11 protein-coding genes, 1 other RNA gene and 1 pseudogene are annotated in these 13,445 nt (G+C 65.0%); 4 read left to right on the top strand and 9 right to left on the bottom strand.

What is annotated here, in order from left to right; genetic code table 11:
- Window positions 1-18: 18 nt before the first annotated feature.
- Complete coding sequence (locus AC3IF1_RS10275) at window positions 19-738, top strand: glutathione S-transferase (protein WP_489217462.1); 720 nt, start codon at window positions 19-21, stop codon at window positions 736-738.
- 360 nt (window positions 739-1,098) lie between these two features.
- On the opposite strand, the gene AC3IF1_RS10270 is transcribed toward AC3IF1_RS10275, so the two are convergent.
- From AC3IF1_RS10270 to AC3IF1_RS10255, 4 genes are all read right to left on the bottom strand, one after another.
- Complete coding sequence (locus AC3IF1_RS10270; protein ID WP_243969724.1) at window positions 1,099-1,422, bottom strand: YbaB/EbfC family nucleoid-associated protein; 324 nt, start codon at window positions 1,420-1,422, stop codon at window positions 1,099-1,101.
- Window positions 1,423-1,499: 77 nt separating this feature from the next.
- Entirely contained in the window at window positions 1,500-3,362 is a 1,863-nt protein-coding gene (locus AC3IF1_RS10265) for a DNA polymerase III subunit gamma/tau (RefSeq protein WP_489217461.1), read from the bottom strand.
- Window positions 3,363-3,397: 35 nt separating this feature from the next.
- An RNA gene (ffs, locus tag AC3IF1_RS10260) (signal recognition particle sRNA small type) lies at window positions 3,398-3,496 on the bottom strand.
- A 41-nt stretch (window positions 3,497-3,537) separates the two neighbouring features.
- Window positions 3,538-3,798 carry a PepSY domain-containing protein gene (locus AC3IF1_RS10255; protein WP_243969719.1) on the bottom strand — a complete coding sequence of 87 codons (261 nt, stop codon included), beginning with the start codon at window positions 3,796-3,798 and terminating at the stop codon, window positions 3,538-3,540.
- Between the two features lie 147 nt (window positions 3,799-3,945).
- Here AC3IF1_RS10255 and AC3IF1_RS10250 point away from each other — a divergent pair.
- Window positions 3,946-4,593: pseudogene (locus AC3IF1_RS10250) on the top strand (magnesium chelatase domain-containing protein); the annotation flags it as partial.
- 50 nt (window positions 4,594-4,643) lie between these two features.
- Window positions 4,644-6,413 (top strand): recombinase family protein, encoded by a 1,770-nt coding sequence (locus AC3IF1_RS10245; protein ID WP_489217460.1) that lies wholly within the window; start codon window positions 4,644-4,646, stop codon window positions 6,411-6,413.
- A 16-nt stretch (window positions 6,414-6,429) separates the two neighbouring features.
- Here the strand turns inward: AC3IF1_RS10245 and AC3IF1_RS10240 are convergent, their stop codons facing one another.
- Window positions 6,430-7,164, bottom strand: coding sequence for a hypothetical protein (locus tag AC3IF1_RS10240; RefSeq protein ID WP_489217459.1), 735 nt, complete (start codon window positions 7,162-7,164; stop codon window positions 6,430-6,432).
- A 293-nt stretch (window positions 7,165-7,457) separates the two neighbouring features.
- On the opposite strand from AC3IF1_RS10240, the gene AC3IF1_RS10235 reads away from it, so the two are divergent.
- Entirely contained in the window at window positions 7,458-8,204 is a 747-nt protein-coding gene (locus AC3IF1_RS10235; RefSeq protein ID WP_489217458.1) for a DNA-binding protein, read from the top strand.
- A 554-nt stretch (window positions 8,205-8,758) separates the two neighbouring features.
- On the opposite strand, the gene AC3IF1_RS10230 is transcribed toward AC3IF1_RS10235, so the two are convergent.
- From AC3IF1_RS10230 to AC3IF1_RS10215, 4 genes are all read right to left on the bottom strand, one after another.
- On the bottom strand, window positions 8,759-10,777 hold the full coding sequence (locus tag AC3IF1_RS10230) for a hypothetical protein (RefSeq protein ID WP_489217457.1): 2,019 nt from the start codon (window positions 10,775-10,777) through the stop codon (window positions 8,759-8,761).
- 440 nt (window positions 10,778-11,217) lie between these two features.
- A complete protein-coding gene (locus tag AC3IF1_RS10225; protein ID WP_489217456.1) occupies window positions 11,218-12,450 on the bottom strand; it encodes a tyrosine-type recombinase/integrase in 1,233 nt (410 codons plus the stop codon).
- 157 nt (window positions 12,451-12,607) lie between these two features.
- Window positions 12,608-12,991, bottom strand: coding sequence for a helix-turn-helix domain-containing protein (locus tag AC3IF1_RS10220; RefSeq protein WP_489217455.1), 384 nt, complete (start codon window positions 12,989-12,991; stop codon window positions 12,608-12,610).
- Window positions 12,992-13,079: 88 nt separating this feature from the next.
- Window positions 13,080-13,316 carry a hypothetical protein gene (locus AC3IF1_RS10215; RefSeq protein WP_489217454.1) on the bottom strand — a complete coding sequence of 79 codons (237 nt, stop codon included), beginning with the start codon at window positions 13,314-13,316 and terminating at the stop codon, window positions 13,080-13,082.
- Window positions 13,317-13,445 lie beyond the last annotated feature (129 nt).

Here is a 13,445-nt window from a genome sequence, read left to right as displayed (position 1 = left end):
GTCCTGGAGGAAGCCCGCATGCCCTACGAACTCCATTACTGGCCGATGATCCAGGGGCGCGGCGAGTTCGTCCGCCTCGCCCTGGAGGAGGCCGGCGCCGACTACGTCGACATCGCCCGCCGGGACGACGATTCGGGCGGCATCGCCCCGATGCTCGAACGGCTCTCGGACCCTACGAACCCGCGGCCGCCCTTCGCGCCGCCCTTCCTGCGCGACGGCGATCTCATGATCGGACAGACCGCCGCGATCCTCCTCCATCTCGGGCCCCGTCTCGGGCTGGTCGGTGCCTCGGAACCGGACCGCATCTGGACGCACCAGCTCCAGCTCACCATCGCGGACGCGGTCGATGAGGTGCACGACACGCACCACCCGCTCGGTGTCGACCTGTACTATGCGGAGCAGAAGCCGGAGGCCCTTCGTCGGGCCACGGCGTTCCGAGTGACCCGCATCCCGAAATTCCTCGGCTATTTCGAGCGCATCCTGACGGCCAATGTCGGCACGCGCCTGGTCGGTACGGACCTGACCTATGCCGACCTGTCGCTGTTCCAGCTGGTCGACGGGTTGCTCTACGCCTTCCCGAAGGCCGCCGCGGCGGCTCTACGCGATGCACCCCATGTGAAGCGGCTGCACCAGGCCGTGGCGCAGCGCCCTCGGATCGCGGCCTATCTGGCGAGTGAGCGGCGCATCCCATTCAACGAGGACGGGATCTTCCGCCGCTACCCGGAACTCGACGGTTAGGGGGGCGGCCGCTCCGCGAGACCGTGCCGGACGGGGGTGACGGGTCCCTCTCCCGCCCGGCCTACCGGATTGGCACGTCTCAGCCTGACGCCAACACTTTAAAAACAGAGCGCTTTTCCCCTCCCCCGTGCGGGGCGGGGTTAGGGGTGGGGGTGGCTCAGAAGGCACCGCCGAACTCAATCCTGCACCACCGCCACCGCCAACGCCTCCCCGCACGGGGGCGGAGAGAACGTGTCGGCCGGCGATGGGTGAGCATCGCCGTCCCCACCGGGGAGGCTAACGCGCAGGTCCGATCCCTTGGCCGGTCCTCGCATCGGCGGAGCATGATCCTGTTCCCGCTGGACGGGCGATCGGGAGCCCTCAGAACGGCAGCTTCATGCCGGGCGGCAGCGGCAGACCCTTGGTCAGCTCGGCCATGTGCTCCTGCATGGTCGCCTCCGCCTTGCCGCGGGCGTCGTTGCAGGCGGCGACGATCAGATCCTCGAGGATCTCGCGCTCATCCGACACCATCAACGACGGGTCGATGCTGACCCCCTTCATCTGACCCTTGGCGGTCATCGTGACCCGCACCGAGCCGCCGCCGGAGGCACCGGTGACCTCGATCTGGTCCATCTCGACCTGCAGGTTGGCCATCTTCTCCTGCATGGCCTGGGCCTGCTTCATGATGCCCATCAGGTCGCGCATGCGAGTCTCTCCCCGTCGTCTGGTGGTGTGATTTGGGTCCGTATCGGCCAGCGCACTACGGGGCGCCGAACCGACCCTCAAGGATCGTCGTCCTCGACCTCGTCCACCCTCGCGGCATCACCCTCCCCCAGGATATGCTGCTCGGCGGTCGGAAGCGCCTCGGCGGCGGTCTCGCGGACATCCACGATCTCGGCGCCGGGGAAGCGTGTCAGCACCTCGCGGACGAATGGGTCGGCGGCGGCGTTCTCGCGGCGCGTCTCGGTCACCGCCCGGGCGGCGGCGTCGCGGGTCGGAGCGCCCTCTTCCTTCGAGAGGGCCACGGCCCAGCGCCGGCCGGTCCAGCGCTCGATGGCGGCTGCGAGGTCGGTGGCGAGGCTCGGCCGTCCGCCCTCCGCGAGGCGGAACTCGATCCGCCCCTCCTCGAAGCGCACCAGGTGGATGTCCCGCTCCAGGGCCGTCCGCAGCAGGATGTCCCGGTTGGCATCCGCCAGGGCGATCAAATCCTCGAACCGGCCCAGGCGCGGCGTGGGCGGCGCGACGGGGGCCGGCCGCGCAGCCGGGGCGGCCAGCGCCACCGGGGCGGCGGCCGGGAGCGGCTCGGCCGACACCGTGCGGGGTGCCGCAGCCAGCGCCGCCGAGCCGCCGCCGCGCAGGTCGGGGATCGGCGGCAGGGCCGGACGCCCCGGCGGGGGCGGTTCGTCGGCAGGTGCGCCGGCCGCCTCGGCCCTTGAGTGGCGCAACGCCTCGTCGGGGGTCGGCAGGTCGGCCGCGTAGGCCAGGCGCACGATCGCCATCTCGGCCGCCGCCAACGGGCGCGGCGCAGCCTGGACCTCGGGGATCGCCTTCAGCAGGATCTGCCAGGCCCGCGACAGGGCGCGGATCGAGAGCTTGTCCGCGAACTGGCCGCCGCGGACGCGTTCGGCCTCGCTGAGCGTCGGGTCGGCGGCGGTCTCCGGCACCGCCTTCAGCCGGGTCACGAGATGCGTGAAGGCCGCGAGATCCGAGAGAACCACCGACGGATCGGCGCCCGAATCGTACTGCGCCCGCAGCTCCGCGAAGGCCGCCGGCACCGATCCGCGCATCACCGCCTCGAACAGGTCGAGGATCCGGGCGCGGTCGGCGAGCCCGAGCATGTCACGCACGCTCTGCGCCGAGACCGTCCCGGCGCCGTGGGCGATGGCCTGATCGAGGAGGGAGAGCGCGTCGCGGACCGAGCCCTCGGCGGCGCGGACGATCGCGCCCAGGGCCTCGTCCTCGGCCTCGACCCTTTCCGCCGCGCAGACCTTGGCGAGGTGCGCGTGCAAGACCGGCGCCTCGACCCGGCGCAGGTCGAACCGCTGGCACCGGGACAGGATTGTCACCGGGACCTTGCGGATCTCCGTGGTGGCGAAGACGAACTTGGCGTGGGGGGGCGGCTCCTCGAGCGTCTTCAGGAAGGCGTTGAACGCCTTCTCGGAGAGCATGTGGACCTCGTCGACGATGTAGACCTTGTAGCGCGCCGAGACCGGTCCGTAGCGGATCCCGTCGATGATCGCCCGCACGTCGTCGATGCCGGTATGCGAGGCGGCATCCATCTCCAGCACGTCCATGTGCCGGGATTCCATGATCGCCGCGCAGTGGAGGCCAAGGTCCGGCATCGCCACGGTCGGGCCGGTATCGGGCTGGCCGGCGCGGGCGTAGTTCAGGCCCCGGGCCAGGATGCGGGCGGTGGTGGTCTTGCCCACCCCGCGCACGCCTGTGAGCATCCACGCCTGCGGGATGCGGTTGGCCGCAAACCCGTTGGCGAGGGTGCGCACCATCGCGTCCTGGCCGATCAGGTCGCCGAAATTGGTGGGGCGGTATTTGCGCGCGAGCACCCGATAGGGCGTCGCCGCGGCCGGGGGCGCTGGAAACCCGGGCAGGCCCGGCTCGTCGTCAGGCGTGCCGGTCGAAGCGTCCATGCCGGGTCGGGATCGGGCTGCCGCGCGCGGGAATGAGGTGGGAGGCTGGACGAAGACCCGCTCGGTCTCGTTAGGGCTGCTTCCTTCCGGACCTGACCCGGTTGGCGAGTGAAACGTCCCTCGCCAACCCCCCGCCGGCTATATGGCCGGGGCCCGGCCCGAACGCAAGCGCCGCCTACTCGGCCTCCCGCTTCACCACGGCGAGCGTGTTCGGATCGAGCTTCAGGTCGACATGCCGGCCGTTGGCGTCCATCGCGTCGTCGACCGCGATCATCCCGTCATCGAGCTCGATCTCTTTCCACTCGGTGATGCCCTGCTGGCGGAGGACGGCCTCGACCTTCGCGAGTTGATCGGGTGGCAGCTTGGCGTCTGCCCGGGCGGCGGCGGCGAGGCCGAGGAGGAGCGTGAGGGCGAGGAGGGGCGTGGCGCGACGCATGGCTGTCTCCGATCGGTCGGCGGTTTCCGGCTGTGAACAGGAATGCGCGACCCCGGGTTGCGTCGCTGGGGCGGTCCTCTTGAGGGCCATGCGATTCTCCCGCACATCTGAGGGGGCCCGGCCCGATGCCGCGAGGAATGTTCACCGATGGTCATCCGCGTCGCCACCGTCGCCTTCGAGGGCATCGAGGCGCGGGCGGTGGACGTTCAGGTCCAGATCATCCCGGGTTCGGTGGTGTTCAACGTGGTCGGCCTGCCCGACAAGGCGGTGGGGGAATCCCGGGAGCGGGTGCGCGGCGCGCTGATCGCCTCCGGGCTGGCGCTGCCGGCCAAGCGGATCACCGTCAATCTCGCCCCGGCCGACCTGCCCAAGGAAGGGTCGCACTACGACCTGCCGATCGCGCTGGGCGTCATGGCGGCGATTGGGGCGATCCCGGCCGATGCGCTGGCCGGCTATTGCGTCCTCGGGGAATTGGCCCTCGACGGGGGCATCACCGCGGTCAACGGCGTGCTGCCGGCCGCCATCGCGGCGGGGGCCCGCGGCCTCGGGCTGGTCTGTCCGGCCGCCACCGGGCCTGAGGCGGCCTGGGCCGGGGGCGATCTCGACGTGCTCGCCCCGCGCTCGCTTATCCAGCTCGCCAACCACTTCAAGGGCAGCCAAGTCATGGCCCGGCCGGAGCCCTCCGTGGCGAGCCCAGCCGGGCCGCTGCCGGACCTGGCCGACATCAAGGGCCAGGAGGGGGCCAAGCGCGCCCTCGAGGTCGCGGCGGCCGGCGGCCACAATCTGCTGATGTCGTGGTCCATATGCTTGACGGTCGTAAAGCCTGGGCGATACGGTCCGGCACCATGGCCAAGGCATACAGCTACATTCGGTTTTCGCGCCCCGAGCAGATGCGTGGAGACAGCCTCCGCCGGCAGACCGAGGCCGCCGAGAAATGGGCGGCAGCCAACGGGATGGTCATCGACGAGAGCCTGACCGACCTCGGTATCAGTGCCTATCGGGGCCTGAACCGACTCAAGGGCGCCCTCGGCAGGTTCATGGAACTGGTTGCGCAAGGGCAGATCCCGAAGGGCTCGTTCCTCATCATCGAGAGCCTCGACCGCTTCAGTCGCGAAGATGCGCTGGAGGTGCTGACCGAGTTCTCCAAGCTGCTGAAGGCCGGGATCACCGTGGTCACCCTGATCGACGGTCAGGTCTACTCCAGGGCGCGGATCAAGGCCGAGCCGATGGCATTGTTCGGCTCGCTGATGGTCATGATGCGCGCCCATGACGAGAGTCGGACGAAGGCGAGTCGCCTGAGCGACTCGTGGGCGAACAAGCGGAAGACCGCCACCGAGAAGGTCGTCACAGCCCGCGTTCCGGGTTGGCTAAGGGTGGTGACGGTCGACGGGAAGCGGGTGATCGAGTTCAGGCCAAAGGGGCGCGAAATCGTCCGACGCATCTTCTCGGAGACCATCGGCGGATACGGCAAGCGGCAGGTCGGGCAACGACTCAAGGATGCCGGCTACGAGACCTTCGACGGAGGGAAGGACTGGCATCCGTCGTACATCCAGAAGGTCCTGGAGAACCGCGCCACCTTCGGCGAGATGCAGTCCTACCGGCGGGACGAGGAGGGCCGCAGGGTGCCGGCGGGGCCACCCATCTCGGGCTATTACCCTGCTGCGGTGACCGAGAGCGATTTTATCCGCGCCGGCGCCGCAAAAGCCGGTCGAAACGTGTCCGCGGGCAAGCCGCTGTCACACGGGGCCGTCAACGTGCTTCGTGGATTGGCATTTTGCACCTGCGGGTCTCGCATGATGCGCGTGAACAAGGGGAAGCTCCCAAAGGGATCTGCGTACCTAACCTGCGCCGATGCGAAGCGAGGCACCTGCGCGAACGACCGGAGTTGGCGTCTGGACTGGGTCGAGGAAAGGCTTCTGGAGCAGACATCGCGCATCGATGTCTGCAAGCTTCTGGCCCCCGTCGACGACCAGGCCCCCGCAGACCCGACTCCGGCGGACGTGGAAGCCCGTATCGCGAACCTTACTTCTCGGCTGGCCGCGATCATGGATGTGGTCGAGCAGGGCGTGTCGGAGTTCAAGGACCGTGCGATTGCCTTAGCTAAGGAAATCAACAAGGCGAAGGACGAGCTTGCCGAAATGCGCCGGACCGGTGCCAAACGGGCGAACGAGCCGTCTTTGGAACAGCGTCGCGCCCATATGATGGATCTGAAAGCGAGGCTGGCTTTGGCGACCGACGAGGAGCGCACCCAGCTTCGCACGAGGTTGGCCCAAGAAATTCGCGGGGCGTTCAAGAGGCTGACGTTTCAACCGCTCCGCATCGAGGCCACCTACAGGGGGTCGGTGCCCTATGGCAAGGTCATGGTCGCTCGTGAAGTCACCACCCTGATCCATACGGAGCACCCGGGTGAACTCTTCGACATGGCGACCATGGAGATGGATCCGGAGTCGTCGAGCCTGCAGAATGACCGAATGGCTGAGTTCATTCGTCGGTCCAGGATGCGGAGATTGCATCATGAGGAAGCAGCATCAGTAAGTCTCGGGCCGGATGGTTTGGAACTCGAACAAGTCTTACAGAAAGAGGAAGAAGCGTTTGAATGCGCTCCACGCGCCTAATTCGATCCATGCTACTTTATGCGATAAGGCGCGTTCGCGCGCTTTTGTACTCTTCTTCAGTTACGAGACCTTTTTCTCTGAGAGTCGCCCATTTAAGAAGCTCATCAGCGACCGACTGCCCTTTCGGGATGGTAAACTTGGCGGTGCGTTTTGCATTTAGAGTGGCACGTTGTGCGCTTGAGTATTGTATTTCATTATTAATTATTTTGTTCCGAAGCGGCCACAGCCACCCAAATTGCAACAATAACACGTGAGCAAAAGCGTGGATTGAGAGGACCAGCCAAAGCAGAACATCGGTTTCAGTTTCGGCTACCTTTCTATTTAGGTTATATTTTTCCTCAGAGTAATTGCGAGCCATTCTAGATATCTCCAAGGCCCCGTTGCTACCATATTCCAATGTCAACTCTGCAGATGAGAGATCCTGGTATAACTTTAGCTGTTCACGATAGGGAAATTCTAATTCATACTTGGCAGCAGCGGCGGCATGCGATGCAGCAATCGGCCGAAGATACAGAGAATATGACCCAAATATGACGCACAATATAATATGAAGCGCTTGCGCAGCCCTTGTTGTATTTGTGATGCTTCTTAGGTTTCTCGTCTTCAGAGATTCGAAGGCGCCAAAGGGCAGAAACAAAAGAACAATAAAAAACAGATTAAGCCCTAGGTATAGAACGCCTACCGTCAACGCGGTATTCTCCGCGTAAATTTTTGGCGCTGCCCGCTGGCTCTTCCGAAATTCGATAGCCATCGTGGAACGACCTCATACGATGTCAATTGAAGCCCCCATCATACCCGATTCGCATGATCAGCCAGATGATGGAGCCCCCCGACGAGGACCTCTGAGTCAAATGCCGGTCCGCGGTCGCACGGCTTCGGCCCACCTCCACCTGCCGTTTGCGAAAGGGATTACATAGGCCGAGCACCTCAGCCTGCATGCCATGGCATGCTCACGCTGATCGTAACGACGCACCTGTATCGTTACGGATGCCGTAAGAGCGTGGTCACCATCATCGCCCATTCTCGCTCCGGCGAGGTGCTTCGATGGTCACGAAAACAGAAATCTTTGAGGTCGCTGACCGGATGGTCGCGAACGGTCAGGTGCCGAAAAACAGAGAGATCCGTGATGAGCTTGCGAATGGGGGATCTCTTGAGGACGTCAGCCCGCTGTTCAGGCAATGGCGCGAAGAGCGACGCTACCTGCCGCCTATCGCGGCTTTAAATCTTTCCGAGGCCGACGCTGCCGCGCTAGCGAAGGCGGTCTTGATTCTACGAGCGTCTTTCGAGGCATCCAAGCAATCTCAAGGAGCAACGGCCAACGGTCCAGTAAGCACCGATGGAGGCGCCAAAGCGGTCGCGCTTCTTCAAGGCGAGATAGAAGGCCTCAAAGGCGAAATTGGGCGGTTGCAAGCCGAGGCAACTAAGCGAAGGCCACCACAGGGATCGCAGGGGCCGCTCAAGCCCGTACGAGTACCCGGGGAACGAGCGAAGGGCGTCTACTCGGCGACGCAGCGCTTCTTCTGGAATGCGGTCATGCGAGAGATCTACGGCATCCTCCAGGATGGCCCGATGAGCTCGAAAAGGATTTTGGAGATCCTCCATCCGGACACGCTTCTCCTGGTTCGGATGCTCGGGAACGAGCCACTCAACGAGCCCGAACTGGTCTGGCAAATGCGGAAGCGCAAACGTGAGGGGTACTATTTCCTCGAACCAAGTGACCGGATTTTCGAGCGGGGCGGTAAGACCAAGGGCCACCCGATTTATTCGTTCAGCGATACCGCCAATCGGTGAGCGTTGATCTCGGATGAGGCACGGGTGCCCCATCACATCGCTTCATGTCGAGCAAACCGGCACATCTATCAGCACCACGCTCACGGCGTCCGAAGCGCGGAATTGGAGGCTGAAGGAGTTTGGGACGAGTTTGGGGTTCTAGGACCGTGACCATGCTGAAACGTGCGGTTTCGGGGACTGGTGGACGTGGCTCACGAAGCCCTGAAGGCGGAGGTGTTAGTCAGATATTATCATTCAAGATCAATGGCATAGATCAGTGTTGCCTGCGTTTTTCAGGAGGAGGCGTTCACCCGTAAATTTCGCAAATCGAAACTGGGTCACGCATGACTATCGAACGGCTAAACCCTTAATCCGGAAGGCATAAGCGTCGATTCTCGTTTGGCGTCCGGATCCTCGTTTGGGAGTTTGCGTCCGACCTGTAACAGCACGTAACAGCAGGGGCGTTTCTGAGCCCCTGAAACGAGAAAACCCGCCAGCCTCTAACGAAGCTGGCGGGTTGGCAGCACCGGGGCGTATCACCGACCCGGGGTTGCGTTTTTCAGGGGAGATGGCGATCAGGCCGCTTCGTCATCACGGTCCCAATCCGACGCCGGATCGGCGTCGTCGTTGGCCTGGTCCGTGACGTCGACATCCTGGCGTGCAACCGCCGCCGCGCCGTTGGCCCGCTTGTGGGTGCGAGACCAGAGGACGAGTTCGTCCTCCACGGATGACAGGATCTCGCGCCAGGCACCGCAGGCACGCTGGTCGACGCCCTTGGTCTCGACGAGAGGACGCCCGTCGTCCCCGACCACGCGTCCGAGGGCCTCGAACGCTGCCTGGACGGCATGCATCGCATCGCCGAGGACCCCAACGGCGTTCTCGTACCTGTCGGTGGGCGTGTCGCCGGGACGACGTGCCTTCGACTTGCCGGGAGGCGGGAATTCCCCCCGCAGGAAGATGTCGTTGATCGACATCTCGCCGACGCCGTCCTCCATGGGGCGGGTCTCACCGTCCTCGTCGACCGCGCGGATCGCCACCCCCTCGGAATGGTCCTTGAGGGCCTGTCCGAGCTGATAGATGCCCTGGGGGGACTGCCGCATCGCGTCGAGCACCTCGCCCGGAGTCCGGCGATCCGGCTGATCGTTGCCCGAGGTCCCCCTATCGGCATTCAGCCTTCCGTCGATGATCAACGGGTAGGCGGCGCGGACCGCGAGCTCCATCGAGGCCGGGCCCGTCTCGTCGACGGTTCCTGCTGCGATGGAGGCACGCACCTCCGCCATCGCGTCGTGCACCAACTGCTCGGTGCTGCGACCGGTCGGCGCCCAACCACCGCTGTGGACGGACTTGCCGAAGGCATGGCGCAGGTAGCGCCGGGCCTGGTCCACCTTGGCAGGATCGCCTGCCACGGCACGAAGGACCAACGCGGTGGCCAGGTCGTTCAGCAGCCGCTGGTTGATCCGCTTCCGGGTCGACTGGCTCGTGACGGCAACCCGGATCGCGTCGCGGAACCGGCCGTCCTGGTTCGTCAGAAGCCCAACGATGGCGGCGGCACGCACGGCTGGGTCATCCGACAGATGCGCGGCCTTCGCCTCGGACTTGGTGCAGGAGCCGGCATAGTACGCCGCCTCCGTCGCGGAGATGAGCGAACGACGGGCGAGCTCGTCGAGGACCTCGTCGGCGAGGGCCTCGTTCTCGGGTCCGTCACCCCAGGGGCTCGGCGGATCGACGTGGCGCAGGGCCACGAAGGACCTAAGCGCGGTCGGGAAGGTCGTCGAGCTCTGGGCAAACGGCTCGAAGCCGACGATGATGAGCGCCGGCACCCGCTCGCAGCGAAGCGCGACGACGTCCTCAGAGCTCGGTCCGGAGGCGAACGCGTCGTTAAGGCGCTTGATGCGGGCGCGGAACTTGGGGCCCGCCTCGTCATACGGAACATCGGAAGACCGTTCCCCGAGGATCGAGTGAACCGCAGTCATGCGGGACGATCCCTCGGCAGTGGTCAGCACGGTCACGGGGTCGGAGCCGTCATCGTGCCGATAAGTGGTCGCCACAAGCCAGACGGCTTCCATCACGCCGTGATGCTTGATGGACTCCGACCAGTCGTTGTTGAAGCTGACGTAGCCGGCGGCCTGCTGGGACGCCCAGTTCAGGTGATGCCGGCTCTCGATATCGACGGTGAGCTCCGCGGTCGTTGCGGAAACACCCTCGGGAGACCGCGGCTCCGGCACAGGCCGGAACTTCGAGTCCTCTCCACCCGTGCCAGGATCGATGGCGAACGGGTGCCGACGCGAGGGGAGGATACGCGGATTGCGGGGGTCGGGCATGACCCGACGTGCCCACACGGTGGTGCGGATGCCGAGCAAGGTCCCGCCGGGGACGGCGATCCGCTCGAAGTTCGGGGTCTTGGGTTCGCCGATGGTCTTACGGACCGAAGAAGGGTCGACGACCGTATTCCCGATGCACCGGGCGGCTTCCTCGGAGAGGCCGGTCGCTTCGGTCAGCCTGATGGCCAGGGTGTTGCGCGACGATGACGCCGCATAATCCGGGAGCGCCTCGACAGGGCGCGGAAGGGCATGGATCTCGTTGGGCTTGGACATGATGGTTTCCTTGGCAATGCGACCGAAGGCTCGAAGCTCTTCAGGGCCTCGGGCGCGACTGGGGGGTCGTTCCGAGGTGCCAAGGACCCATGGGGGCCCGTGCGCTCCTCCATCCGTTTACTGGGCGAACCCAGCGTCACCGAAGGCGGCCGCAAACACGTTGGAACCTTCTCAAGGCGTACGGGGCTGATGACCTTAACGATCAGTCGCCCCGCGTTGCCGCCCCACTGCCCAGTGGCAGGGGTTTGGAGTTCGCGTGCCTGCGTCGCAGACGACATAAAGATGTTCCCACCTTAACCTTTCGTCAAGTACGAGTTTGAGGGAAATCTGCGACCTGAGCGGGGCGGGCAGGCTCAAGTTACAATAAGTGCTTGCGCGGATTGGAAAAAGAAAAGGGGCCCCCGATTGGGGGCCCCCTCGATGTTGTATCCGGTAGGTTCTCAGTGGATCGGAGCCGGCTCGTCGTCGATGGCGGGGTCAATGCCGCCCTTCAACGCCTCGGCCTTCTTCTCCGCGTAGTATGCGGCCGTCGCCGCCATACGCTTCCGGACGTCCGCCCCCGAGATGTGGACGTAGTGCTTGCGGGTCAGCGAGATGTTCGCGTGGCCCAGAAGCGACTGCACCGCGACCAGGTCGCCGGTTGCGCGGTGCATCCGCGCTCCCGCCGTCTTCCTGAGGTCGTGGATGCGGATGTCCTTCACACCCGCCCGGTTGCACATGCTTCGGAAGTTGGCACTGAACCGGTTGTAGGTGACGGGGTATCGCTCCCCCTCACGGTATTCCAGCCCCGTCTTCTTCTGCTTCCACGTTCGAGTCTCGACGAAGGTCCAGACGAACTCTTCGTCAAATCCCCGCTGCGCCAGCAGCATGCGCCTAACTTCGGGGGTAATCTGCACTTCGTGGTTCTTCTTGTGCTTCTTACCCTTCGTCGCGAGGCGAAGGACGCCCTCGTCCCAGTCCACCTGAGACCACTTGAGAAGAGCGTCGCTCTTCCGTAGGCCCGTGGCGAGTACGAACTCGCATAGGCCCCAGTAGTCCTGTCGCTGGGTGCTGAGAGCGAACTCCTCTCGGATCTTGAGCTCCTTCACCCGCTCCCCGATGTCGAGACGGTGCCGCTTGTAGTTCGGCTCGTCCGGCAGCGGCACCTTCCAGTCCATCCTGGCCCGGCTCAACAGGAGCCGAACCATGTCGAGGACGCTCTGGTTGACCGTGGTCGCTGCCACCTTCCCCAGCTTGGGGTCGTTCCAGCGGAACATCTCCCGCCGTTCCGCCATCAGCCGGGCAAGCATCTCGTCGTCGATCTGCGAGATGCGCGTCTTCTCACCGATCCGGTCCACGAGCCAGTCGAGGTTCGCCTCGATCTTTCCCGGGTTGGTGGTGAACTGGCCGCGTTCCCGGTAGTACCGGTCCGCCGCGGCCAGGATGGTCATGTCGCGACCGCGGGCTGCGCCGAGCTTGACGTGCAAGGCGATGACCTTGTCACGCTCGTCCTTGGCGTAGGCGTAAGCCTCCCGCTTGTTGGACAACTTGGTCGAGCCGGTGACACGCTGGCCCTTCACCTTGAAGTCCATGTGGTAGAACGGGCTCTTCTTGGGCTTCCACACGAGCGACTTCGGAGGCTTGACGGCAGAGCGAGTGCCACGGGCGTTCTGGGTGGTGGTGTTCTTCGTCATGGTCGATCTCCTGTGGAATTTTGGACAAGGGTCACCGTCACCAGCCGGAGGTCCTCCGGCGGGTCGGGGCCGGCGGGTGCCGGATCTCTGAATGGCGGGGTGGTTCCGAGGGGCCGGCGGAGGTTGGACCACCGCCGGCTCGATCATGAGACTGGTTTCAGCGCTTGCGCTGGGCCAGTCGCTCCTCTCGTCGGGCCGCGTAGCTCTTGGGAGCCGTCGCTAGGGGCGGGGGCGGGTCGTTGCTCACGAGGGCAGGCAACGACGGAACCGCTCCCGTCTTTCGGCGCCGGGCGAACCCCTCAAGGTCCTCGTCGAGGACTCTGAGGTCGCGGCGTTCCTTCCCGCGGCCGACGTTGACCGCGATCAGGTTGCCGTCGTCGACGTGGGCCTGGACCTGCCGAGGCGACAGTCCGAGCTTCTTGGCGACTTCGGCGATGGTGAAGACGCGTTCGAAGTGGAATTCCACTTCCGCGCTCTTGGGGGCGGCGATGCCGCTCCATTCGTTGCCAAAGGGGGAAACCGACGCGATTTCTCTGATCATGGTGGTGACCTCTGATGGCCCGGGGATGGGGGCTAAGGGCGGGAGAAGCGGTCTGGATGGGACCACTTGGTTGGTCAGCGGGGGTCCGTCAGGCTCTTCGGGAGCTTCGTATTCGGACTTTGGGCTGGCCTTTCCCGGCCTGCTTTGCAGAGGTGCCGTCGCGTCGGCTGCAGGATGCCGCGATCCGGTCGATGGCATCGAGGAGCGCGGTATTTCGCGCGTCGGATGGGCAGCCGCTCTCTCTAGCCTGGCTATCGGAGTAGCCGGCGAAGGCGGCGCGGTCCTCAGTGAGGTCGGTGGCGGTCTTGGAATGATGGCTCGTCATTGGGGTATCCTCCCGTTCGTTGGGGGACCCGTCGCGGTCGGACGCGCTGGGCAGGATGGATGTTTGGCGGGGCGGCCCATGAGGCTGCGTATGGTCATGGCGAAGGGCATGGCGGGGCTCTCCCTGCGA

Source organism: Methylobacterium sp. E-012 (genome assembly GCF_057836545.1).
The sequence above is the reverse complement of the archived record's forward strand: the minus strand, read 5'-3'. Positions and strand labels throughout refer to the sequence as shown.